22 protein-coding genes are annotated in these 21,848 nt (G+C 63.6%); 17 read left to right on the top strand and 5 right to left on the bottom strand.

The features are described 5' to 3' along the window. Positions 1–6: 6 nt before the first annotated feature. Genes MSTE_RS23565 through MSTE_RS23555 form a run of 3 tightly spaced genes read right to left on the bottom strand, consistent with a single transcriptional unit; the run spans position 7 to position 1,800 of the window. Positions 7–735: an alpha/beta fold hydrolase gene (locus MSTE_RS23565; RefSeq protein WP_096504856.1), complete on the bottom strand. Its 729-nt coding sequence runs from the start codon at positions 733–735 to the stop codon at positions 7–9. Further along, positions 732–1,376, bottom strand: a complete 645-nt coding sequence (locus tag MSTE_RS23560) for a class I SAM-dependent methyltransferase (RefSeq protein WP_096504854.1) — start codon at positions 1,374–1,376, stop codon at positions 732–734. Before MSTE_RS23560 ends, MSTE_RS23565 begins: the two co-directional genes overlap by 4 nt. Positions 1,377–1,422: 46 nt before the next feature. Continuing rightward, a complete protein-coding gene (locus tag MSTE_RS23555) occupies positions 1,423–1,800 on the bottom strand; it encodes a DUF427 domain-containing protein (protein WP_096504852.1) in 378 nt (125 codons plus the stop codon). 119 nt (positions 1,801–1,919) lie between these two features. Here MSTE_RS23555 and MSTE_RS23550 point away from each other — a divergent pair, with 119 nt between their 5' ends. Next, positions 1,920–3,101 (top strand): acyl-CoA dehydrogenase family protein, encoded by a 1,182-nt coding sequence (locus tag MSTE_RS23550; protein WP_096504850.1) that lies wholly within the window; start codon positions 1,920–1,922, stop codon positions 3,099–3,101. 51 nt (positions 3,102–3,152) lie between these two features. On the opposite strand, the gene MSTE_RS25035 is transcribed toward MSTE_RS23550, so the two are convergent. Together MSTE_RS25035 and MSTE_RS23540 are read right to left on the bottom strand one after the other, a co-directional pair. Beyond that, positions 3,153–3,389, bottom strand: a complete 237-nt coding sequence (locus tag MSTE_RS25035; protein WP_157997738.1) for a hypothetical protein — start codon at positions 3,387–3,389, stop codon at positions 3,153–3,155. A gap of 430 nt (positions 3,390–3,819) precedes the next feature. Beyond that, the gene (locus tag MSTE_RS23540; protein ID WP_096504846.1) at positions 3,820–5,076 is read right to left on the bottom strand and encodes a KasA/KasB family beta-ketoacyl-ACP synthase; all 1,257 of its coding nucleotides are present in this window, start codon (positions 5,074–5,076) and stop codon (positions 3,820–3,822) included. 369 nt (positions 5,077–5,445) lie between these two features. On the opposite strand from MSTE_RS23540, the gene MSTE_RS23535 reads away from it, so the two are divergent. From MSTE_RS23535 to MSTE_RS23460, 16 genes are all read left to right on the top strand, one after another. Next, positions 5,446–6,363 (top strand): class I SAM-dependent methyltransferase, encoded by a 918-nt coding sequence (locus MSTE_RS23535; RefSeq protein WP_096504844.1) that lies wholly within the window; start codon positions 5,446–5,448, stop codon positions 6,361–6,363. Beyond that, the gene (locus MSTE_RS23530) at positions 6,360–7,310 is read left to right on the top strand and encodes an SAM-dependent methyltransferase (RefSeq protein WP_096504842.1); all 951 of its coding nucleotides are present in this window, start codon (positions 6,360–6,362) and stop codon (positions 7,308–7,310) included. The genes MSTE_RS23535 and MSTE_RS23530 overlap by 4 nt, the downstream gene beginning before the upstream one ends. A gap of 156 nt (positions 7,311–7,466) precedes the next feature. Further along, positions 7,467–8,885, top strand: coding sequence for an aldehyde dehydrogenase family protein (locus MSTE_RS23525; protein ID WP_096504840.1), 1,419 nt, complete (start codon positions 7,467–7,469; stop codon positions 8,883–8,885). A gap of 66 nt (positions 8,886–8,951) precedes the next feature. Further along, positions 8,952–9,818: an SDR family oxidoreductase gene (locus tag MSTE_RS23520; RefSeq protein ID WP_057967128.1), complete on the top strand. Its 867-nt coding sequence runs from the start codon at positions 8,952–8,954 to the stop codon at positions 9,816–9,818. Beyond that, positions 9,815–10,777, top strand: coding sequence for an NADPH:quinone oxidoreductase family protein (locus tag MSTE_RS23515; RefSeq protein ID WP_096504839.1), 963 nt, complete (start codon positions 9,815–9,817; stop codon positions 10,775–10,777). The genes MSTE_RS23520 and MSTE_RS23515 overlap by 4 nt, the downstream gene beginning before the upstream one ends. Next, positions 10,774–11,223: a MaoC family dehydratase gene (locus MSTE_RS23510; RefSeq protein WP_096504837.1), complete on the top strand. Its 450-nt coding sequence runs from the start codon at positions 10,774–10,776 to the stop codon at positions 11,221–11,223. The genes MSTE_RS23515 and MSTE_RS23510 overlap by 4 nt, the downstream gene beginning before the upstream one ends. A gap of 365 nt (positions 11,224–11,588) precedes the next feature. Next, positions 11,589–12,455 (top strand): MlaE family ABC transporter permease, encoded by an 867-nt coding sequence (locus MSTE_RS23505; RefSeq protein ID WP_096504835.1) that lies wholly within the window; start codon positions 11,589–11,591, stop codon positions 12,453–12,455. Between the two features lie 9 nt (positions 12,456–12,464). Continuing rightward, entirely contained in the window at positions 12,465–13,325 is an 861-nt protein-coding gene (locus MSTE_RS23500; protein ID WP_096504833.1) for an MlaE family ABC transporter permease, read from the top strand. A 1-nt stretch (position 13,326) separates the two neighbouring features. Then, positions 13,327–14,820, top strand: a complete 1,494-nt coding sequence (locus MSTE_RS23495; RefSeq protein ID WP_162291507.1) for an MlaD family protein — start codon at positions 13,327–13,329, stop codon at positions 14,818–14,820. Next, positions 14,817–15,869, top strand: a complete 1,053-nt coding sequence (locus MSTE_RS23490; protein ID WP_096504829.1) for an MCE family protein — start codon at positions 14,817–14,819, stop codon at positions 15,867–15,869. Before MSTE_RS23495 ends, MSTE_RS23490 begins: the two co-directional genes overlap by 4 nt. After that, positions 15,866–16,891 carry an MCE family protein gene (locus tag MSTE_RS23485; RefSeq protein WP_162291506.1) on the top strand — a complete coding sequence of 342 codons (1,026 nt, stop codon included), beginning with the start codon at positions 15,866–15,868 and terminating at the stop codon, positions 16,889–16,891. The genes MSTE_RS23490 and MSTE_RS23485 overlap by 4 nt, the downstream gene beginning before the upstream one ends. Continuing rightward, positions 16,888–18,027, top strand: a complete 1,140-nt coding sequence (locus MSTE_RS23480) for an MCE family protein (protein ID WP_096504825.1) — start codon at positions 16,888–16,890, stop codon at positions 18,025–18,027. Before MSTE_RS23485 ends, MSTE_RS23480 begins: the two co-directional genes overlap by 4 nt. Further along, positions 18,027–19,205, top strand: a complete 1,179-nt coding sequence (locus tag MSTE_RS23475; protein ID WP_096504823.1) for an MlaD family protein — start codon at positions 18,027–18,029, stop codon at positions 19,203–19,205. Before MSTE_RS23480 ends, MSTE_RS23475 begins: the two co-directional genes overlap by 1 nt. Continuing rightward, a complete protein-coding gene (locus MSTE_RS23470) occupies positions 19,202–20,572 on the top strand; it encodes an MlaD family protein (RefSeq protein ID WP_096504821.1) in 1,371 nt (456 codons plus the stop codon). The genes MSTE_RS23475 and MSTE_RS23470 overlap by 4 nt, the downstream gene beginning before the upstream one ends. Positions 20,573–20,617: 45 nt before the next feature. Next, complete coding sequence (locus MSTE_RS23465) at positions 20,618–21,352, top strand: hypothetical protein (protein ID WP_096504819.1); 735 nt, start codon at positions 20,618–20,620, stop codon at positions 21,350–21,352. 11 nt (positions 21,353–21,363) lie between these two features. Then, positions 21,364–21,843: a DUF456 domain-containing protein gene (locus MSTE_RS23460; protein ID WP_096504817.1), complete on the top strand. Its 480-nt coding sequence runs from the start codon at positions 21,364–21,366 to the stop codon at positions 21,841–21,843. Positions 21,844–21,848: the final 5 nt, after the last annotated feature.

The following is a 21,848-nucleotide window of genomic DNA, read 5'->3' as shown; positions in this document are numbered from 1 at the left end:
GTGAATCTAGCCGATCCACCGTCTAACCTGCTCGGCGATCCACGCGCCGTCGTCGAGGGGAATGTCGTGGCCGGCGGTGGGATGCACCGCGATGGGTGCGCCGAATCTGTTGGCGATCGTGCCTGACGCCGAGGAACTCACAAGCCGGTCGCGCGTGGAGGTCAGAACCAGCAGTGGAGTGTCGATGCGTTTCGGCATCCGGAAGCTGATGGCCGCGGCGATCTGCCGGGCGATACTGGCGCTCGACGGACGCTGGGTCTGTAGGTAACCAGCCCACCGCTGAGACAGCGCGTCGAGATCGAGATCGGGGTTGTTGGCCGTCTGCTCCAGGATCGCACGCTCGCGAGGCACGTCGGCACGGAACCGTCCGAGCACCAAGTTGGGAATTGACGACGGCCGAAACCGCTGCCACACCGGCGTCGCGGCGGTGCTCGAATTGATGATGACGGCGCGTTCGAAATCCCCGGGATAACGCGCGCACCAATCGAGTCCGATCATGCCGCCCAGAGATATCGAGAGCAGTGACCAATCGTCGCCGCCCCGGTCCAGCCGGGATCGGACATCGTCTGTGATGGCCGAGATACTCGCCGGTGAGACACGCTGGAATTCGGTGCCGAATCCGGGCGCATCCAGGCATTGCACCTGAACGCCAAGTGATTCGGCAAAGACCTGTGGGAACTGTTCCCAGTGGCGCTTCTCGCGGCTCAAGCCACGAAGCAGCAGCCACCGTGTCATCGCTTGATGCCCACAGTGAGTCGATCGAACTCCACGAACGGAAGCGTGAAGGGATGGTGCACCGGTCGCTGCACCGCGACCTCGAACCCAGCGGTCTCGAACATCTGGCGCATCTCGGCCTTCGACGGAACGCTCGCGGGCACGCGATCGCCGAAGATCCGGCGCAGGATGGGCGCAGAGGCGCGATCGGGCGTGAAGGTGGTGATCGCGGTGAAACCGCCGGGAGCCAGCACCCGATGGAACTCGGCGAGGGCGGCGGGCTGATCAAAGAAGTGGAATGCCGATGTGGATACCACCGCGTCCAGTGCGCCGTCGTCGAACGGCAGCTTCTCGGCGGGCGCGAACCGCCAGTCGACCAGCGCAGAGCGGGACTTCGCCTGGGCGAGCATCCCCTCGGACATATCGACCCCGTGCACCTGCTCGGGTTCGAGTTCCTCCTGGATGCGCGTCGCCAGAATGCCTGTACCGCAGGCGATATCGACAACGCGCTGCGACTCGTACTGACGCAGCAGGGCGATCATCTCGTCCTGGGCCGGGCGATACACCCATTGTTGTAGCGGCGCCCAGTCGTATGCCTTGGCAGCGCGTCCCCAGAACCGCGTCACCTGGTCGTTGAAAGCTCGTCGTTGAACCGTCGTCATGGGCTCAACGTACGCCAGCAATCAGGGGGTCGCCAGACGGGTGCGTTCAGTCTGCGGTGAGGTTGACCCGGTCGGGATAGAAGGCCAGATGACGGGCAATCTGGGCGACCGCCGGGTAGGGGTCTTCGTAGGTCCAGACGGCGTCTTCGACCGTTCCCTCGGGTATGTGCACCGAATAGTACGAGGCGTCGCCCTTGTACGGACAGTACGTGTGGGTGTCGGTGCGCTGCAGCACCTCCCAGTTCACCGCGTCGGGCGGGAGGTAGTACACGGGTGGATAGCTCGCCTCCTGCAGCCGCAAGGCGCTGGTGGTGTCGGCGATGGTGACGTCGCCGGACGTGACCACGATGCGGGTGCTGGCGGGCTCGATGGTGATCGGATGGTCCGGGCCGGGAACCAGTTGCGGCCTGTCGGGGGTGGACATATCTCCGAGGGTAGGCCTGTTCTGGACTATGGCTAGGCTGCCCTGGCTCCGCAGGTTGAGCGGCTGTACCGCCTCGGTTTCTGGCCGAGGGGAGGCCCGGGGGCGCTAGGGTCGGCGGCATGGCTGCGGATGCTGATCGAAGTGACCCCGACGAGTTGTTCGGTATCGACGCGCTACTCAGCGACGAGGAGCGCGCGATCCGCAACAGCGTGCGTGCCCTGGTTCAGGCGCGCGTGGTTCCGAACGTTCAACGGTGGTACGAAGACGGTGACCTCCCCGTACGCAAGCTTGCACTTGAGCTGGGCAAGATCGGCGTGCTCGGCATGCACCTGCAGGGTTACGGATGCTCCGGAACGTCTTCTCTCGCATACGGACTGGCATGCATGGAACTCGAGGCGGGCGATTCGGGGATTCGTTCGCTGGTCAGTGTGCAGGGATCGTTGGCGATGTACGCCATCTACGCCTACGGCAGTGACGCGCAGAAACAGAAGTGGCTGCCGCGGATGGCCACCGGAGAGGAGCTGGGGTGTTTCGGCCTGACCGAACCCGATTTTGGCTCCAACCCCGGTGGAATGCGCACCCATGCCCGACGTGACGGTAGCGACTGGATCATCAACGGCACCAAGATGTGGATCACCAACGGGTCGATTGCCGATGTCGCTGTCATTTGGGCGCAGACCGACGAGGGTGTTCGCGGATTCCTGGTGTCGACCGATTCGGCGGGATTCAACGCTCAAACCATCCGTTCCAAGATGTCGCTGCGCGCGTCTGTGACCGCCGAGCTCAACCTCAGCGATGTGCGGGTGCCGGAGAAGAACCGACTGCCGCAGGCCATTGGACTCAAGGCGCCCCTGTCGTGTCTCAACGAGGCGCGTTTCGGCATCATCTTCGGTTCGATGGGTGCGGCGCGTGAATGCCTGCGTACCGCACTCGATTACGCCAATACCAGGGAACAGTTTGATCGGCCGATTGCGGGATTCCAGCTGACCCAGGAGAAGCTGGCCAACATGGCGCTCGAGTACGGCAAGGGTGTGCTGTTGGCGTTGCATCTTGGGCGTCGTAAAGATGCGGATACCTTGAGCACTCCCCAGGTCAGCCTGGGCAAGCTCAATAACGTGCGCGAGGCGATCGAGATCGCCAGAACGGCCCGGACAATTCTTGGTGCAAACGGTATTTCGGGTGAATATCCCGTCATGCGGCACGCCAACAACCTGGAGTCGGTGTTGACCTACGAGGGCACCAGCGAGATGCATACGCTCGTCATCGGCCAGGCGTTGACGGGTATCGCGGCGTTCCGATAGCTTCGGCCTCGAAGGGGCGTTTCGGTCCCCTTCGAGGGCCGATCAAACCGCTCAGTACTGGTGGCAGTTGTTTACGGGTCCGTTGGCGGAGTCCATCAGCAGATTGCCAAGGTCGATTGCCTCAGGCCCGCGACCCATGCCCTGCTGCAGGTTTTCGATTGCCTGTCTGCGCTGCCCTTCGGGAACGGCAAGTAGCAGGTTGAGATCGTTGCGAAGTTTGTTCTCTGCGTTGGGGTGGTTGGACAGGTACGTCCGGACGCGTGGGTTGTTCTGCTGTATGGAAGACATGATCTGTTCTGAGGAACAGCTTGTCGTGTCCAGGGTGTCGGCATGGGCCAGGGGCGCCAGTCCAACGAGGCAGGCACCCAATGCCGCACCCACACAGGGCAACACAACTTTGTTAAGCGGGATCATTCCGAAACCCATTCGCGCAACCTGCGCCGTACGTCCTTCCTGTAGGGGAATCACCTAACACCCCGATCTAGGATGTAGACAACTGTATACTCGACTGAGGGTACGGTTCGCATCCCTGGAATTTCCTGCCAGTTTCCTGCCAGCTGTCTGGATGTCGAGGCACGCCTGGGATCGCCTGCGGCCCTTTGTGTGGGACCGAAGCCGTTGTCAGCGTGGCGTCCGTCCAACGCCGACACGCCGCCTCGCGGCGGAATCGTGCGATACGAATCCGCCGCCAGACGGCGTGTCGGGGAAGAGCGTGGGATCAGTACTTGCCGAGGGCGATCGCCACGTTGTGGCCACCGAACCCGAACGAGTTGTTGATCGCATACTTGTAGTCGCCCTTGCGAGGCTCCTTGCTGACGACGTCGAGTTCGATCTCCGGATCGGGCGTCTCATAGTTGAGGGTGGGCGGAATGATGCCCTCCTGCAACGACTTCACCGTGATGACGGCCTCGACGGCGCCGACGGCACCCACCGAGTGCCCGAGGGCGCCCTTGGGTGCGTAGACCGCGGCGTGGTGCAGGTTCGAGTTATGGATGGCCTTGCCCTCGGCGACGTCTCCCACGCTTGTTGCGGTGGCGTGGGCGTTGACATGGTCGATGTCCTTGGCGTCCAGTCCGGCGGTTTCCAGGGCACGGTTCATTGCCTTGGAGGCGCCGATGCCGTCCGGATGCGGTGCCACGACGTGGAAACCGTCCGACGTGATGCCGGCACCGAGAAGGCGAGCGTAAATCCGCGCTCCCCGCGCCTTGGCGTGCTCCTCGGTCTCGATGACCATGAGAGCCGCGCCCTCACCGAAGACGAAGCCAGTGCGGTTCTTGTCGAACGGGCGCGACGCACCTGCGGGGTTGTCGTTATCGGTCGACATCACGATGCGCATGTTGGCGAACGCCGCGATCGGGACAGCTTCGATGGCCGCCTCGACACCGCCGCAGATGGCGATATCGGCGTCGCCGTAGGCGATCTGGCGCCACGCGTGCGCGATGCCCTCATTGCCCGACGCGCATGCCGATACCGGCGTGATGACGCCGCCGCGGGCCTTGCGCTCCAGCCCGATGACGGCGGCTGCCCCGTTGGGCATGAACATCTGAACGGCTAGGGGCGAAACGACTTTCGTGCCCTTGGCACGCATATCGTCGTAGGCTTCGACCATCTTCTCGGCGCCGCCCAGGCCGGTGCCGACTGACACCGCAAGACGTTCCAGGTCGACGTCGGGGGCCCCGGCGTCCTCCCAGACCTGACGGCCCATGATCGCCGCCAAGCGCTGGACATAGGACAGACGACGGTGCTCGATTTTCGTCATGTCTTTGTCGAAGTCGCGGACCTTGAGGTGCCCGCCGATCTTCACGGGCAGGTCGTAGTGGGCGACGAAGTCGTCTTCGAGAGTGCGGATGCCACTCTCGCCGGCGAGTAGCCCCTTCCAGGTGCCCTCGACATCCGGTGCGATCGACGTCGTCATGGCCATGCCGGTCACGACGATGTTCGGAAAGCCGCCGTTTGCGGTAGATGGTTTGGTCATTATCGACATCCCCCCGTGGACATGTACGTGACGAGCACGTTCTATCCCCTTTCGAACTTCATCTGAGCTATCTCTTGGACCGGATTTTAGTAAGCCCTCTGCCAGCGAACTTCGCCAGGGTGGGTCATCAAACGGATTCGATGATGAACCCTATGACAGATCCGTGTAGGAACTGCATAAATTGACCAAGTGTGTCTGGGCGGTTGACTTCCCGCAGCACAGCCCATCCAAAGTGACGGGCAAATGAATGAATGATGCGGCTACCTGGGCGCGACCAGCGTGAATGTGACCCAAGGCACAATGCCCGCCACCGATGGAGATCTGTAGCATTGCTCACTATTGGGTCTAGTTTGCCTTGAGAGGAGCCGCATGCGGGTCGACGGGGACACCTGGGACATCACCTCCAGCGTGGGGGCGACCGCGCTCGGGGTGGCGGCCGCACGCGCCACCGAGACGCTGCGGACCGACGCGCTCATCCACGATCCTTTCGCACAGATACTCGTTGACGCGACCGGTAAATCGACAGGCTGGGAGCGGTTGGCGACTGGCGACATCGAATGGCCCGATCCAGAGGCCGGACGGATCTACAGCCGGATGGTCGACTATCAGGCGACGCGCACCAACTTCTTCGACGCCTACTTCTTGGCCGCGACCGCGGCGGGCGTCCGGCAGATCGTCATCCTGGCTTCCGGGCTGGATTCTCGCGCGTACCGGCTTGACTGGCCCGCCGGCACCACCGTGTTCGAGATCGACCAACCGCAGGTTCTGGAATTCAAGGCCTCCGCCCTCGCCGCCCACCAACCGAAGGCGCAACGACGCGGCGTTGCCGTCGATCTGCGCGAGGACTGGCCGGCCGCGCTGCGAGAGGCCGGGTTCGATTCCGCGCAACCCACCGCGTGGCTTGCCGAAGGCCTGTTGCCGTATCTGCCCGCGGACGCGCAAGACAGTCTGTTCGTGAACATCGGTGTCTTGAGTGCCGCAGGCAGTCACATTGCCGTGGAGGGATACGAGGGCAAGCTGGTCCTGGATGAGAGCGAGCAGGAGGCGGCCCGCCGGGAGCAGGTGCGTGCCGCGTTCAAGACCGCCATCGATGTCGACGTCACTATCGAGAACTTGATCTACGAGGACGAGAACCGAGCCGACCCGGCGGAATGGCTTGGGGCACACGGATGGTCGGTGACCAAGACCGATGCGCACGACGAAATGGCGCGGCTGGGCAGGCCCGTGCCCGAGGATGTCGAGCAGGGAACGTTCCGCGGCCAGCTGATCCAGGGAGAACTCCGGTGACCGACGCGACCCCCGCCCGGTCCGATGATGACAGTTGGGACATCGCGAGCAGTGTGGGAGCCACCGCAGTCATGGTGGCCGCGGCGCGAGCGGCCGAAACCCGCAGTGACACGCCGCTCATACAGGATCCGTTCGCGCAGCTGCTCGTCGAACGTGCGGGGGCCGGGGCCTGGTCGGTGATCGCCAGCGATGAGCTGCGCCAGCAGCTCGCCGAACTCGACCCCGAAGCCGACCGGATCATGCAGTACGCGGTGGATTACCAGGCGGTCCGCACTCGATTCTTCGACGGGTTCTTTGAACGGGCGTCACGCGCGGGAATCACCCAGGTGGTGATCCTGGCCGCCGGCCTGGATTCTCGTGCGTATCGCCTGGACTGGCCCGCCGGTACCACCGTGTACGAGATCGACCAGCCGCTCGTGTTGCAGTACAAGCGCCAAACGCTCGATGAGCACGATGTGCGTTCTGCCTGTCTTCGCCGAGAGGTGCCCGTCGACCTTCGGCAGGACTGGCCGGCGGCGTTGCAGCAGGAGGGATTCGACGTCACCTCGCCCACGGCGTGGCTGGCCGAAGGTCTGCTCATGTATCTGCCGACAGAGGCGCAGGACCGGCTCTTCGAACTGATCGTGGATCAGAGTGCACCGGGCAGCAGAATCGCCGTCGAGGCCGTGGGACCGGACAACGCCAAGCGGCACGAGTTCCGCAGCAAGATGCGCGAACATTTCGACCGGGCCCGCAAGCTGGCGGGGATGGACGGAGAGTCCCTTGATGTCGGATCGCTGATGTACCACGACGAGAACCGCACCGATGTCCCCCAATGGCTCGCCGGGCGTGGGTGGACAGTTCGGGCGATTCCGGCCGAGGTGGAGATGTCGGATGCGGGTCGGCCGGTGCACTCGGAAGAAGACATACGGGGGAACACCCTGATAGAAGCCGAGCTCAAGGGCTGATGGAGCGCGGCCCGCAGGGGTGCGGGGTTCTCAGGTCCCAACTGGTTGGTTACCATCGGTGATACAGCTCACGTAGCTGCCATCGCTAGTCCGTGTGCGCGTACGTGACCTGCGCAGATGCACTCACTGATGAGCGTGCCATCGAGAGGAACGGATATGACCACCGAGATCTCTACGCCTGCCGACCAGCACGCTGCGTCCGAGCCCTCACGCATTCCGGGGATCGTCCGGGGCCTGCGCGAGACCTTCGCAACCGGCCGGACCCGCGAGTACCACTGGCGCAAGGCGCAGCTCGTCGGCTTGGAGCGACTTTTCTCCGAGAACGAGGCGGCGATCGCCACCGCATTGCACGAGGACTTGGGGCGCTCCTCGGCCGAAGCCTGGATCGCCGACGTTGTCGGGTCGGTCGTCGAGGTCGTCTATGCCCGCAAGAACCTCCGGCGCTGGATGCGGCGCAAGCGGGTGCGGGGTCTTCCGCTGGCCCAGCAGCCGGCCAAGGCATGGTCGGTACCTGAGCCGTACGGCACGGTGCTCGTTATCGGTGCGTGGAACTTCCCCCTGTACCTGACGCTTGGGCCTGTGGTCGGCGCGCTGGCCGCCGGCAACACCGTGGCCATCAAGCCCTCCGAGATCGCGCCTGCCTCATCGGCGTTGATGGCCAAACTGATTCCGCAGTACCTCGACCCGCACGCAGTGGCCGTCGTCGAAGGCGACGGCTCGGCGACGCAGGAACTGCTGGCGCAGGGTTTCGACAAAGCACTGTTCACCGGTGGCACCGAGATCGGCAAGCGCATCCTGGAAGGCGCTGCGCAACACCTGACACCGGTCGCGCTGGAATTGGGCGGCAAGTCACCCGTCTATGTGGCCGCCGACGCCAACATCGAGGTCGCTGCGCGCCGCATCGGATACATGAAGGGCCTCAACTCCGGTCAGGTGTGTCTGGCCCCCGACTATGTCCTTGTGGACCCGGCGGTTCGCGATGAACTGGTTGAGAAGATCACGGCGGCATGGGCAGAGTTCCAGGCGGACAAGGAATCCAAGGGACTGCGTGTGGTGAACCAGCGCCAGTTCGATCGCCTGGTGGGCTATCTGGCCGCGACCGAAGGAGAGGTCGCCACCGGCGGCGCTTCCGATGCGTCCGCGCTCACCATCGAGCCGACGATCGTTGTTGATCCCAGCGCGGACGAGCCGCTCATGCAGAATGAGATCTTCGGCCCGATCCTCCCGGTGCTGACGGCGGACACTCTTGACGACGCCATCGACTTCATCAACTCGCGACCAAAGCCGCTGGCGGCCTACGCCTTTACGGAGTCGAAGCGGATCGGCAACCGATTCATCGACGATGTGCCCGCGGGTGGCACAGTGATCAATCATCTGCTGTACCACGCGGTCATCCCGAACCTGCCCTTCGGTGGAGTCGGTGCCAGCGGTATGGGCGCCTACCACGGCAAGGCTGGATTCGACGAGTTCAGTCACCTCAAGTCGACGCTGTACAAGAGCACCAAGATGGACCTCAAGCTCCCGTATCCGCCGTACCTGGAGAAGAACCTTAAGCTGATGAAAAAGCTTATGTAGCTGTAGTTTCCGTCCTCCATATCATTCAGCAACCCAATGAAGTGCCAAGTGAATCAGGAGTTCTGCATGCCGGGAGTGCAAGACCGGGTAATTGTCGTGACCGGAGCCGGTGGAGGTCTGGGCCGTGAATACGCGCTCACCCTGGCCGGCGAGGGCGCCTCGGTGGTCGTCAACGACTTGGGTGGTGCCCGAGACGGATCCGGCGCCGGGTCCGCGATGGCCGATAGCGTGGTCGACGAGATCAAGGCGGCCGGGGGGCGCGCGGTTGCCAACTACGACAGTGTCGCCACCGAAGAGGGCGCGGCCAACATCGTGAAGACCGCGGTCGACGAGTTCGGCGCCATCCACGGTGTGGTCAGCAACGCCGGCATCCTGCGGGACGGCACTTTCCACAAGATGACCTATGACAGTTGGCATGCGGTGCAACAGGTTCACCTGTATGGCGGATACAACATCACCCGCGCCGCATGGCCGCATTTCCGCGAGCAGGGCTACGGTCGCATCGTGGTCGCCACCTCGACCAGTGGTCTGTTCGGCAACTTCGGGCAGGCCAACTACAGCGCCGCCAAGTTGGGACTCGTCGGGCTCATCAACACCCTCGCGTTGGAGGGTGCCAAGTACAACATCCACTCCAACGCGATCGCACCGATCGCGGCCACCCGGATGACGGCCGACATCGCCCCGGAGGCGGTGCTGGACAAGCTGCCACCGTCCTTCGTCGCACCGGTCGTCGGATACCTGTGCACCGAGGAAAGCACCGACAACGGTTCGGTTTTCGTCGTCGGGGGCGGCAAGGTGCAACGCGTCGCACTGTTCGAGAACGCCGGTGCGGACTTCGAGACCCCGCCCACCGTCGACGAGGTCGCCGAGAAGTGGTCGCAGATCGCGGATCTGTCGAATGCGGTCAAGGCCGGCCCTCCCTCGCTCGCATGAAAGCCATACAGGCGCAGTCGCTGTCGGGCCCGGAGGGGTTGGTCTACACCGATGTCGAAGAGCCGCGCGGTGACAACGTCGTGGTTGTCGACGTCAAGGCCGCAGGAGTCTGTTTTCCCGATTACCTAATGACCAAGGGCGAGTACCAGTTACGAATGGAGCCTCCTTTCGTCCCAGGCATCGAAACCGCCGGGGTCGTGCGATCGGCACCCGCAGGTTCGGGACTCAACCCCGGTGACCGGGTGATGGCCTTCAATTTCATTGGTGGGTATGCCGAGCGGGTGGCAGTGGCGCCGTCCAACATTCTTCCGACGCCGCCGCAGCTCGACGATGCCGAGGCCGTCGCCCTCATCGCGAACTACCACACCATGTACTTCGCGTACGCCCGCCGCGGGCAGCTGCGTGCGGGGGAGACGGTGCTGGTGCTCGGTGCGGCCGGTGGTATCGGAACTGCCGCAATCCAGATTGCCAAGGGCCTGGGGGCCAAGGTGATCGCCGTGGTAAACCGAACCGCTGCAACGGAATTCGTCAAGAGTGTCGGTGCCGACATCGTCCTGCCGCTCGAGGATGGCTGGGCCAAGGCGGTTCGTGAGGCGACCAGTGGCGCCGGTGTCGACATGGTGGTGGATCCCATCGGTGGGCCCGCCTTTGACGACGCGGTACGCACCCTGGCCTCCGAGGGCAGGCTGCTGGTCGTGGGATTTGCGGCCGGCGCGATACCGACCATCAAGGTGAATCGATTGCTGCTGCGCAACGCCTCGCTGATCGGTGTGGCCTGGGGCGAATTCCTGCGCACTCACACGGATTACCTCTACGAGACGCAGGCGGGGTTGGAGAAGTTGGTGGCCGAGGGCATGCGACCGCCGGTGAGTGCGCGGATACCGCTGTCAGAGGGCCGACAGGCACTCCAGGACTTCGCCGATGGAAAGGTCTACGGGAAGATGGTCCTCGTTCCGTGACCGCCAAGGTGTTCAACGGAATTGCCGACGTTGCGGTGGGTGACCTCGGGGTCACCGATTGGCTTGTGGTCGATCAGGAGCGGGTCAACACCTTTGCCGACGCAACCGGTGACCACCAATGGATTCATGTCGACGCCGAACGGGCCGCCGATGGCCCGTTCGGTGGCACCATTGCCCACGGGCTGCTCACCTTGTCGCTATTGCCGCAGTTTCAGTTCCAGCTGATCCAGGTCGACAACATCGCGATGGGGATCAATTACGGGTACAACAAGATTCGATTCCTGAACCCGGTCCGGGTGGGATCGAGACTGCGTGCCCGCGCCGAGGTGACCCATGTTGAACAGAAACCGGGCGCCGTGGACGTGGCGATCTTGACGACCGTCGAGATCGAAGGTGTCGACAAACCGGCTTGTGTGGCCGAATCGATTTCGCGCTTCATCGCGTAGCCGACTGGGATATCCGCGTTAGAGGTTCGGGGCCACAGCTCATTTCGGCCGGTCCGCGACAAGGGTGAAAAACTGCACGCCAGTCGGTGTGATACTCATTCTCGCCCAATGAAATCGCGACCTGCGATTTGTCTATCGTTTAGACACCGCATATAGCAGAGTGTCCAAAATCTCACCGTGATCTACGACGATGTGTAGATCACGTCAGTCAGGTGTTATGTTACTGCTCAGTTTGGGCCGTGCTTTCTCTGTGACCAGCGAAGATTGTGGGCCCAAGAGGTTTGGACGAGAGGGCATCACGTGGGTCAGCCAGCACACGGACGTGTTGCCCTGGGGTATTCGGTGCATTCGATCGTGAGCGCGTGATGACCACTTTCGATACGGCCGGTACAGGTCGGCCCGCAACACCGTCTCGTGACGCGGTATCCGGCGCCCTCAAGGAGTACGTCCGCAAGCATCCGGTGCAGGCGGTAGAAACCGCGGGCAGCCAGATCGTCCTCGGTGTACGGGCGATGCAGTACATGTTCTCGGACCTTGTTCACCGTGCGTTCCCGTGGAAGGAATTCATCCACCAGGGCGCGTTCATGGCGGGCAGCGCAGTGGTCCCGACGCTGTTGGTGGCCATTCCCATCGGTGTCACCTTGTCGATCCAGTTCGCCCTGCTCGCGGGCCAGGTCGGCGCTTCCTCGTTGGCAGGCGCGGCAAGTGGTGTCGCGATCGTGCGCCAGGGCGCCTCTCTGGTTGCCGCGGTGCTGATGGCCTCCGCGGTGGGTTCGGCCATCACTGCGGACCTGGGGTCGCGAACCATGCGCGAAGAGATAGATGCCATGGAAGTCATGGGTGTGTCGGTGATCCGACGGCTCGTCGTCCCACGTGTCGCCGCAGCCGTTCTAGTCGGCGTCGGGCTCACGGGCACCACCTGCTTTGTCGGCTTCCTGGCGAGCTATTTGTTCAACGTCTACTTCCAACACGGCGCCCCCGGAAGCTTCGTCGCGACCTTCGCGTCGTTCACCCGGGTCGACGACCTGATCCTGGCGCTGCTCAAGGCCATTCTTTACGGCCTCATCGTCGCCATCGTCGCCTGCGACAAGGGGCTGACCACCAAGGGTGGCCCCGCCGGCGTCGCCAACTCGGTGAATGCCGCGGTCGTCGAGTCGATCTTGGTGCTGATGCTGATCAACGTGCTCGTCAGCCAGGTGTACGTCATGGTCTTCCCCAGGCATGGGATATAGGGGCGCGCTATGACTATCTCTACATACCGCCCCAAGGGTGTCCAGCCGATCATCGATGCGGGGCATCGGATCGCCCAGTCGATTCGGCGGCTCGGACACATGCTGGCGTTCTTCGTGGAGGCCATCGCGTCCGTCCCGAACGCGTTGCGCTACTACTCCAAGGAGTTTTTCCGGCTGCTGGCCGACGTCACCTGGGGTAACGGCTCGTTGGTTACCGGTGGCGGAACCGTCGGCGTGGCCGCCGTGCTGGGTGCCACGATCGGCGCCCTGATCGGTATCGAGGCCTACAACCTGCTGAACATCATCGGCTTGGGTCCGGCTACCGGATTCATCTCCTCCCTGGTGTCGACACGCGAGTTGGCGCCGGTAATGGCTGCCCTCGCCTTTGCGATGCAGGCCGGTTGCCGCTTCACCGCGCAGCTGGGTGCTCAGCGCATCAACGAGGAGATCGACGCACTGGACGCGCTGGCGATCCGGCCCATCCCGTACCTGGTCACCACCCGATTGATGGCTTCCACCGTGGCGGTGGTCCCGCTGTACCTGCTCTGCCTGGTCATCAGCTACATCACCTGCCGTCTGCTTGTCGGGATCTCCAGCGGCGGCTCGATCGGCGGTGCCTACAACCACTACTTCACGATGATGCTGAGCGGCACCGACATCGTCTACTCGGTGATCAAGGCCGTCATCTTCGTCTGGATCGCCTCAACCATCCAGTGCTACTTCGGATTCAACGCCTCGGGTGGACCCGAGGGCGTGGGTGTGGCCGCGGGGCACGCGATGCGCGCCGCCATCACCGTCGTGATCATCGTGAACATGCTTCTCACCATGGCGTTGTGGGGAGTCGACGCTGGCGCAAGGTTCGGTGGTTGACGTGAGTGGTGGTTCATTCTCATCGAGCGGCCGTGGCTGGTCCGACCGTGCACTGCTTCTCTCCGGTATCGCCGTGCTGGCCATCCTGGGATTGGTGACCGGGCTACTGCTTGCCAAGTCCAAGGGCCTACTGGAAGACACCGTCAAGGTCAACGCGCAGCTCATGAACGTCGGTGACGGTCTGCCCGAACGTGCCGACGTGAAGTTCCGCGGCATGCTCGTCGGCGCCGTCACGTCGGTGACGCCGGCCGAGGACGGCAAGCCGAACATCGTGCACATCGACCTCAAGTCCGAGCACGCCAGCGGAATTCCGAGCACGGTCACCGCACGGGTGGTGCCGAGCAACGTGTTCGCGGTGTCGTCCGTGCAGCTGGTCGACAACGGTGACGGCACGGCATTGCGCGACGGTGCGGTGATCACCGAGGACACCAAGCTGCCGACCGTGCTGTTCCAGACCACCACCAACAAACTGCGTCAGGTGCTTGCCGCCACCGAGCGGCAACGCGGCGATGCGCCGATCGGTTTGATCGGGGTATTCGGCGAAGCCACCCAGGGCCGTGGGGACAAGCTGCTGATCTCCGGGGCACGGCTGCAGGCGATCCTCACCGAGTTCAACGCCATCGTGTCCGCCAGTCCGAACGATCCCTCGACGATCGCCGCGCTGGAGAAGGTGTCGGCGGCGCTCAGCACCACCTCACCGCGACTGTTGGACAACTTGGAGAACGCCCTGGTGCCGCTGCGCACCCTGGCCCAGAAGCAATCCGATGTGCGGGGGCTGCTCTCGGCCGGTTTGCACACCACGGGCACCGCATCGACCGCCATCGACAACCACATCGACCAGATGATCGGCATCGGCACGCACCTGACGCCCGTTGTCGGTGTCCTGGCACAGCATTCGGGCCAGTTCGTGCCGATCGCATCGCGCATCAAGGTGCTGTCGGACGCGATATTCGAGAACGGCTGGGATCCAGGTCGCCAGGTCCTGGGCCTGAACCTGATCCTGTCCTTCAGCCCGGCGTGGACCTATGTCCGCGACGACTGCCCGCGGTACGGGGAGCTGGCCGGACCCAGCTGCACCACCGCACCCGAGACGCGACAGTGGATCGACATTCCCGAGGTACTGCAGCCGGGCAGCTACAAGCCGCCACCGGATATCGCGCCACCGCCGGGAACCATCTTCCCGCCGACCGCGGCCGACATCATGCTGCACGGCTCGGGCCCCAACCCGCAGGAAGTCGACCGGGCCGCCAACCCGGTGCTGCCGCCGTTCGGCCCGCCGCCTAACCCGGCACCCGCCGGAGTGGCACCGGCTTCGTTCGGTGGAAACGTCGGACCGGTCGGAAGTGCGATGGAGCGCGCGCAGCTCGGTAAGGCACTGGGCGGAGATCCGAGCGCCTCGCAGCAGCTGCTGCTGGGCCCGGTGGCCCGCGGGACCACGATTTCTGTCAGCCGTGATTCGGCACAGCCCAATTCGGTCGAGGGAGGCGGACGATGAAGAACTTCCGGGCCGCGGTGATCGGACTATCGCTGTTCGTCGTGTTCGCCATCGGCGTGACGACCCTGGTGTACGGCACCCTGCGCCGTGACACCACGGGCTCGACAAAGGGCTATAGCGCGATCTTCACCGATGTCACCGGTGTGCGCGTCGGCGACGACGTACGCATCGCGGGTGTGCGCGTGGGCCGCGTCGACTCGATCGAACTGGACGGCTCGCTGGCCAAACTCAAGTTCCGGGTGAAGAGCAACCAGAACCTGTACGGCAATTCGATCGTCTCGGTGACCTACCAGAACATCATCGGACAGCGATACATCTCGCTGTCCCGTGGTCTGGACGGCAGCCCGGAGCGTCTGCCCGAAGGCAGCGTGATTCCGGTGGAGCGTACGGAGCCATCCTTCGACGTCGGCGCGCTGCTCAACGGATTCGAGCCGTTGTTCACCCTGCTGGATCCGAAGCAGGTGGACAACCTGTCCAACGGGCTCATAGACGCCTTCGCCGGTGACCGTGGCGCACTGGCGCATGTGGTCGCGCAGACCACCGAGATCACGAAATCTTTTGCCGGACGCGATCAGTCGCTGGGTGGGCTCATCGAGAACCTCAACACGGTTCTGGAGAACGTCGCCAAGCAGAACGACAACCTGGACCAGCTCGTGGTCCAGAGCCAGAACGTCGTCGGGGAGCTGGACAACCGCCGCCAGAGCCTGGTCTCGTCCATCGGTTCGGCCACGCATGTGGTCAGCCGGATCCAGACCATCGGCGACAACGTGTACCCGCAGTTGCAGGAGCTCGTCTATCGCGAGCCGGGTACCGCCGCGCACATCCTTGCCAACAAGGACCAGTTCGCCTTCCTGGGCTCCAACCTGCCGCTGCTGCTGAAGGGCTTGGCCCGCACGATGCAAGACGGTGCGTACGGCAATTCGTATGCCTGCCAGCTGAATATCAACGGGTTCTTCCCAGGCCTCAATGACCTGGTGCCCGCCATTGTCCGGCACGCCACGCACGGTGGTGTCGCGAAGTACACACCGAAATGCCGAGGGATCGAATGAGCCCCCGTGAACGCAGGCTAGAAGACCGCAGCAAGTTCTGGATCGGCATGGTCGCCGTCGGTGTCGTTACGGCGATCATCGCGTCGATGCTGCTGTTCCGCCAGATCGGCTTCGGATACACCCGGTACAAGGCAGAGTTCGCGCAGGCGGCACAGCTCAAGAAGGGCGACTACGTCAGTGTCGCCGGGGTTGATGTCGGCGAAGTCAAAAGCGTTGTGCTCGATGGCACCAAAGTCCTCGTCGATATGCGAGTTCGGGACGAGGTGAAGCTGGGCGCCGAGACCCAGGCCGCGATCAAGACCACCACGCTGCTCGGTTCGCGATACGTCGAGCTGCGGCCGCGCGGTGCAGGGGTCATTCCGAACAAGCGAATCGCGTTGTCGCACACTGAGGTGCCATACGACCTGCAGGCGCTGCTCGCGGATACCGCTGCCACCTACGAACAGGTCGACACGACCAAGCTGGCTCAGTCCATCGACATCTTGGCCAAGCAGCTCGAGGGGCTGCCCGAGGCGCTGCCCGAGGCCATGAAGAACCTGAAAGAGCTTTCGGGAATCGTCTCCACCCGCCGCACGCAGATCGGCGAGTTGCTCAAGAGTGCGTCCACCGTCACCGCGACGTTGCATCGGCAGCAGGCGAACCTCGGGCACCTGGTCTTCCAGGGGCGGGACCTACTGGGAGAGTTCGTATCCCGCAAGGCATCGTTCCAGCGCCTGATGGCATCGATCACCAAGGTGGTCGACCTGCTGAGCAAGGTCGTCGTCAAGGACCGGCCCGCCTTCGAGAAACTGTTGCAGCAGCTGCGAGACGTCACGGCGATGGCCAGTGATCATGACGACTATGTGCGAAACCTATTGCAGATCTTGCCCGTTCCGCTCAGGAACCTGACCAATGCCACCGGTTCGGCGTACTCCATGAACATCAACCTGACCAACGGTCTGGTGGTGGACAACTGGATGTGCGCGATCAGCAGCCGCGCGGAGCAATGGGGTCTGCTCGAGTACTTCAAGGACTGCGCATGAGTGTGAACGTGACACAGCAGGGGTCCACCGCCCGCCGCGTCTTCATGATCGGCGTGGTTTCGGTGCTGGTGGTTGCCGCCGCGATTGGTGGCTACCTGGGTCTGCGCAAGGCCGGTGTGGTGGACGACAAGATCTCTGTCACCGCTCAATTCGATGAAGGCTCGGGCCTTTTCGTCGGCAATGTGGTCGAGGTACTCGGCCTGCCGGTGGGTGCCATCGAATCGGTAGAGGCCAAGGGCACGTATGTCGAGGTCAAGTTCAACGTCGACAAGGACGTGAAGGTACCGGCGAATGTCATCGCCGCCGCCTTCACCAGCTCGGTTCTCACCGACCGGCATGTGGCGTTGAGCCCGCCGTACACCGAGGGCCCTGTGCTCAAGGACGGCGACGTCATTCCGCTCGACCGCACTCGAACCCCCGTCGGGTTCGACCGCGTACTGGCCACCGTCGACAAGCTCGCCTCGGCGATGAAGGGCGACGGAAAGGGCGGCGGTCCGGCTGCCGACTTGGTCAGCATCGGCGCGCAGGCCGCTTCGGGTAACGGCGAGCAGGTCAAGACTGCCCTCGATGAGCTGTCGAAGGCGTTGAAGATGACCACCGATGGCGCCGAGACCAAGGATCAGCTCACCACGATCATCAAGAGCGTGAGCTCGCTGGTGAACGCGATGGGGGAGAACGACAAGGCGATTCGTCAGTTCGGTTCCGCGGTGCACGGCACGGCTGACGTGCTGGCCGCCGAGCGATTCGGCACCGGGGACACCGGCCGCAAGGCCAACGAGGTGCTGAAGAGCACGGCCGAACTCCTCGAGAAGAACCGCGATGTCATCAAGGGCCTCATCGGAAACGGCAATGTCACCTTGCAGTCGTTGACCGACAACCAGCGCGAGCTCAAGGAAACTCTGGATCTGCTGCCGCTCACGCTCGACAACGTGGACCGAGTCATCGACCCGGTGAACGGGTCGATCCGCCTGCACCCGCTGTTGGACAAGCTGCTCTTCGAGAGCCAGTTCACCAAGGAGATCTGCAACATGATGGGTCTGCGGCAGCTCGGGTGCAGCACCGGAACGCCGGCCGACTACGGTCCCGATTTCGGACTGACCTACATGCTCGACGGCATGGCCAGGATGGGGCAGTGATGAGCCGCTTGAGGGTTTCCAAGCTGAGGGTCGCCGCGTTGGCGGCGGTCGGTGTGCTGTCTGTATCTGCTTGCACTCCACCGGGACTCGATAGCCTCCCGCTTCCGGCCCCCAACATGGGCTCGAAGTCCTACCAGCTGACCGCGCGATTCGTCAACGCGCTCAACCTTCCCGCAAAGGCCAAGGTGCGTCTCGGCGGAGCCGACGTCGGCGAGGTCGAGTCGATGGAAGCGGTCGACTATGTGGCGGTAGTCCAGCTGCGGATTCGCGACGGCGTGCGGTTGCCCGTCGGAACCACGGCACAACTGCGCACGGCTACCCCACTGGGTGACGTATTCGTGGCGGTCACTCCGCCCGCCAAAGTCACCGGGCAGCTCCTCAAGGATGGCGGCACGCTGGATCTGGACAACACGTCGTCGGCGGCCACCGTCGAAGGCGTGCTCGCTTCCGCCGCCGTGCTCGTCAACGGTGGTGTCATCCGCAACCTGACGCACGTGGTGAACGGGCTCGGTAAGTCTTCCGGCGGTAATGGCAGTAACGGCATCGTGTTCGGTGAGATCGTGAAGCAGTCCGATCAGTTGATGGGCACGCTGAACGGTCGCTCGTCGCAGATCCAGAACTCGTTGGACAGGACCTCGCAGCTGGCCGCGACACTGTCGGCCCGGGAGAAGACCATCAACGATCTGCTGGAGGCCGGTGCGCCGGCATTGAAGGCGGTCGATCCCGATCAGGTCGGAGATCTCGCCGACACCGCCGGGCATATCTCCGATCAGCTGGCGAAGTTCCCGTCGATTCAGGGCACCGACTCGCGCAGCATGATCGCCGATTTCAACTCGCTTGCGCGGGGCTTCAACGACATTGCCGTGAGCCCGGACACCAGCCTGGTCGCTTTGAACCGGCTGCTCCCGATGTTGGTGAAGGCGAATGCGGGTAGCGCCTTGGCCGTCGACGTAAACATGGCCAAACTTGCGCTGGGCAACTGGCCCGACGCCGGGTACAAGGGCGATCCGACCTTCCATGGCCCCAAGCAGGCCGACTGGGGTTATCTCGTCGGTAGCTTCAAGTACTCGTTGTACCGGTTGCAGGAACGCGTCGTGGGTCAGGGACCGAACCCGCCCATGCCGCCTGCCCCTGAGCCCGCGCCGGCACCTGCGCCCGAACCAGGACCGGGCCGATGACCGCCCCCGCTACGGGACCCGCCCAGTCCAACGGTCTGCTGGAATCGCTCTCGCGAGGACTGGTTGCGCTGTCCGATGTCTTCAAGCGCAGCTGGAAATGGCTGTCCGTGGTCGGTCTGGTTGCCATCCTCGTCATCTGCGTTGGTTACGTGATGTTCGGGACTCTGAAGGTCAATCCGATCGAGTCCAAGTACCAGGTGAAGGTGCAGCTGCACGAATCCGGTGGGCTGCTGCCGAATCAGGAAGTCACGCTGCGCGGAGTACCGATCGGCCGGGTGCAGTCCGTCAATCTCGAGAAGGGCGGCGTGGTCGCGACCGCGGCGATCGACGGCGCGGTGAAACTGCCGGTCAACAGCGAGGTGCGGGTCTCCGGACTATCGCCCGCCGGTGAGCAGTACCTCGACTTCCGCCCAACGACGAACGACGGCCCATTTCTGAAGAACAACAGCGTGGTCGCGTTGGGTCAGGCGACCACTCCGACAACCCTTGCACAGGTGCTGGCCGATTCCGATGGGCTACTGGCACAGCTCGATACCGAGAAGCTGAGCACGATCCGTAAGGAACTCGGGGTCAGCACGCAAGGCCCGGAGAAGCTTGGCGACATCTTCGATGGCGGCACCTTCCTCATCACGACCCTTGATGGTGTCTTGCCGGAGACGGTGACACTGTTGAAGTCGAGCAAGGTGACTTTCTCCACGCTCGTCGACCTCAATTCGGGATTGGACGCGACCGGCCAGCAGCTGGGGAGCACCTTCGGCGGGTTGAAGAAGATGGACGGCGGCTTCCGCACGCTGCTCGGGCGCGCTCCGCAGACGTTGCACAGCGTGGACAATCTCTTCACCGACAACTCCGACACCATGGTGCAGCTGTTGGGCAATCTCGCGACGGTCGCTCAGTTGAACTATGTGCGAGTCCCCGCCCTCAACGCCCTTTTCCCTGGACCCGAGGTGCGTGGGTCGGCGCTGGAGAGCGCGGCGACGATCTTCCATGATGGCGCCATCTGGGCGCTTGCGGACCTGCTGTATCCGCGACCCACATGTGATTACGCGACACCGCGTAAGCCCGTCTCGGATGCCAGCTTCTACGAGCCGGCGTTGTACTCCACGTACTGCGCCAACCCGGACCCGGCGATGCTGGTGCGCGGTGCTCGCAATGCTCCGCGTCCGGCCGACGACGACACCGCGGGCCCGCCGCCCAACGCCGATCTGTCCAAGGTGTCCGATCCGACGCCACGCGGTAAGTGGAGTATTCCCACGCCGTATGGTGGACCCCAGTGGCCTCTGCCGATTCCCGGGGATGCGCCTCTGCCTCCCGATGCACCTGCGCCGCCACCCGGTTTCGGTAATACTCCACCTACCGGACGCTAGGTACGTTCGGACCGGTACCAAGCAACACGCGCAAGGAGCACAACCATGGCAGATGACGTTGCCGGCAAGGATGCCAAGGACCCGGACGAGTCCGCGGTGACCTCGGATACGGAGAAGGTCGAATCCGCGGCGGACAAGGCAACGGAAGCCGCTGCAGAAGAGGTCGCTGACCTCGATGCGGACGCATCTGAGAAGGACTCCAAGGACTCCAAGGACTCCGAAGGTTCTGAGGCCTCGAAGGACTCCGATGACGAGGACATCAGCCTCGAGCCGGATGAAGAGGAAAAGAGTCCGAAGCGGATTCGGGGCCGCCATTGGATCTTGACCGCGGCCGCGGTGGTGGTCATTGCGATTGCCGCCGGGACTGCCATCATCGGGCGGCTCTACGAAGAGCAGCGCATCGAGGAGCGGTCATCTCGTGAGGCATTGGCTGCGGCACAGGAATTCGCCAACGTCATGATCAACGTGGACAGCGCCAAGCTTGATGAGAGCTCCAGCAATACCCTGGACAGGTCTACCGGTGACTTCAAGCAGAAGTACTCCGAGTCCAGCACCACGCTGCGCCAGGTCATGATCGAGAACAAGGCCAAGGCAACGGGTGTTGTGGTCGATTCCGCGGTGAAGTCGGCGACGCCCGACAAGGTCGAGGTGCTGATGTTCATCGATCAGGCGGTGTCCAATGTGGCGGTTCCGGATGCGCGCATGGACCGCAGCCGCGTTCAGATAACTATGGAGAAGATCGACGGACGCTGGCTTGCCAGCGACGTCGAGCTGGCCTAGCCGTTCTTCCGATGAGTATCGGTGGGCTGCTGCTCGTCGCCCTGGGGATAGCCATCGGGATGGTCGGCATCGTGGTGCCGATGGTTCCCGGAACGACGCTGGTGGTGCTCTCCATCGGGGCGTGGGCCCTCGTCGAATCGACCACCAAAGCCTGGGTGGTCCTTGGCATTGTGGTGGCGCTGGCCGTTGCGACCACGGTGGTGAAGTACGTATGGCCCGCTGCGCGCATGCGCGAGGCAGGAGTGCCCACGCTGAGCCTGGTGCTTGGCGGTGTCGTGGCGATCATCGGGTTCTTCGTCGTCCCCGTGGTCGGGTTGGTGATCGGCTTCGTGCTCGGTATCTATCTCGCGGAGTTCTTGCGCCGCAGCAGCCAGAAGCAGGCATGGGGCGCGACCGTCATGGCTGTGAAGGCGGTCGCGACGTCGATCGGCATCGAGATGGTGGGCGCGATGGTGTCGGCAGGCATCTGGCTGGGCGCCGTACTGATCTGAATCGT

The sequence above is a fragment of the [Mycobacterium] stephanolepidis genome (genome assembly GCF_002356335.1).
Lineage (GTDB): Bacteria > Actinomycetota > Actinomycetes > Mycobacteriales > Mycobacteriaceae > Mycobacterium > Mycobacterium stephanolepidis.
The sequence above is the reverse complement of the archived record's forward strand: the minus strand, read 5'-3'. Positions and strand labels throughout refer to the sequence as shown.

Bases quoted from the DNA above. Each gene is read 5' to 3' on its own strand.
- MSTE_RS23555 (WP_096504852.1), bottom strand. From the start codon at position 1,800: ATGTCCACCCCCGACAGGCCGCAACTGGTTCCCGGCCCGGACCATCCG.
- MSTE_RS25035 (WP_157997738.1), bottom strand. From the start codon at position 3,389: ATGTCTTCCATACAGCAGAACAACCCACGCGTCCGGACGTACCTGTCC.
- MSTE_RS23465 (WP_096504819.1), top strand. From the start codon at position 20,618: ATGGCAGATGACGTTGCCGGCAAGGATGCCAAGGACCCGGACGAGTCC.
- MSTE_RS23460 (WP_096504817.1), top strand. From the start codon at position 21,364: ATGAGTATCGGTGGGCTGCTGCTCGTCGCCCTGGGGATAGCCATCGGG.
- MSTE_RS23485 (WP_162291506.1), top strand. From the start codon at position 15,866: ATGAGCCCCCGTGAACGCAGGCTAGAAGACCGCAGCAAGTTCTGGATC.
- MSTE_RS23505 (WP_096504835.1), top strand. From the start codon at position 11,589: ATGACCACTTTCGATACGGCCGGTACAGGTCGGCCCGCAACACCGTCT.
- MSTE_RS23535 (WP_096504844.1), top strand. From the start codon at position 5,446: ATGCGGGTCGACGGGGACACCTGGGACATCACCTCCAGCGTGGGGGCG.
- MSTE_RS23550 (WP_096504850.1), top strand. From the start codon at position 1,920: ATGGCTGCGGATGCTGATCGAAGTGACCCCGACGAGTTGTTCGGTATC.
- MSTE_RS23470 (WP_096504821.1), top strand. From the start codon at position 19,202: ATGACCGCCCCCGCTACGGGACCCGCCCAGTCCAACGGTCTGCTGGAA.
- MSTE_RS23500 (WP_096504833.1), top strand. From the start codon at position 12,465: ATGACTATCTCTACATACCGCCCCAAGGGTGTCCAGCCGATCATCGAT.
- MSTE_RS23515 (WP_096504839.1), top strand. From the start codon at position 9,815: ATGAAAGCCATACAGGCGCAGTCGCTGTCGGGCCCGGAGGGGTTGGTC.
- MSTE_RS23480 (WP_096504825.1), top strand. From the start codon at position 16,888: ATGAGTGTGAACGTGACACAGCAGGGGTCCACCGCCCGCCGCGTCTTC.
- MSTE_RS23540 (WP_096504846.1), bottom strand. From the start codon at position 5,076: ATGACCAAACCATCTACCGCAAACGGCGGCTTTCCGAACATCGTCGTG.
- MSTE_RS23490 (WP_096504829.1), top strand. From the start codon at position 14,817: ATGAAGAACTTCCGGGCCGCGGTGATCGGACTATCGCTGTTCGTCGTG.
- MSTE_RS23565 (WP_096504856.1), bottom strand. From the start codon at position 735: ATGACACGGTGGCTGCTGCTTCGTGGCTTGAGCCGCGAGAAGCGCCAC.
- MSTE_RS23525 (WP_096504840.1), top strand. From the start codon at position 7,467: ATGACCACCGAGATCTCTACGCCTGCCGACCAGCACGCTGCGTCCGAG.
- MSTE_RS23475 (WP_096504823.1), top strand. From the start codon at position 18,027: ATGAGCCGCTTGAGGGTTTCCAAGCTGAGGGTCGCCGCGTTGGCGGCG.
- MSTE_RS23520 (WP_057967128.1), top strand. From the start codon at position 8,952: ATGCCGGGAGTGCAAGACCGGGTAATTGTCGTGACCGGAGCCGGTGGA.
- MSTE_RS23560 (WP_096504854.1), bottom strand. From the start codon at position 1,376: ATGACGACGGTTCAACGACGAGCTTTCAACGACCAGGTGACGCGGTTC.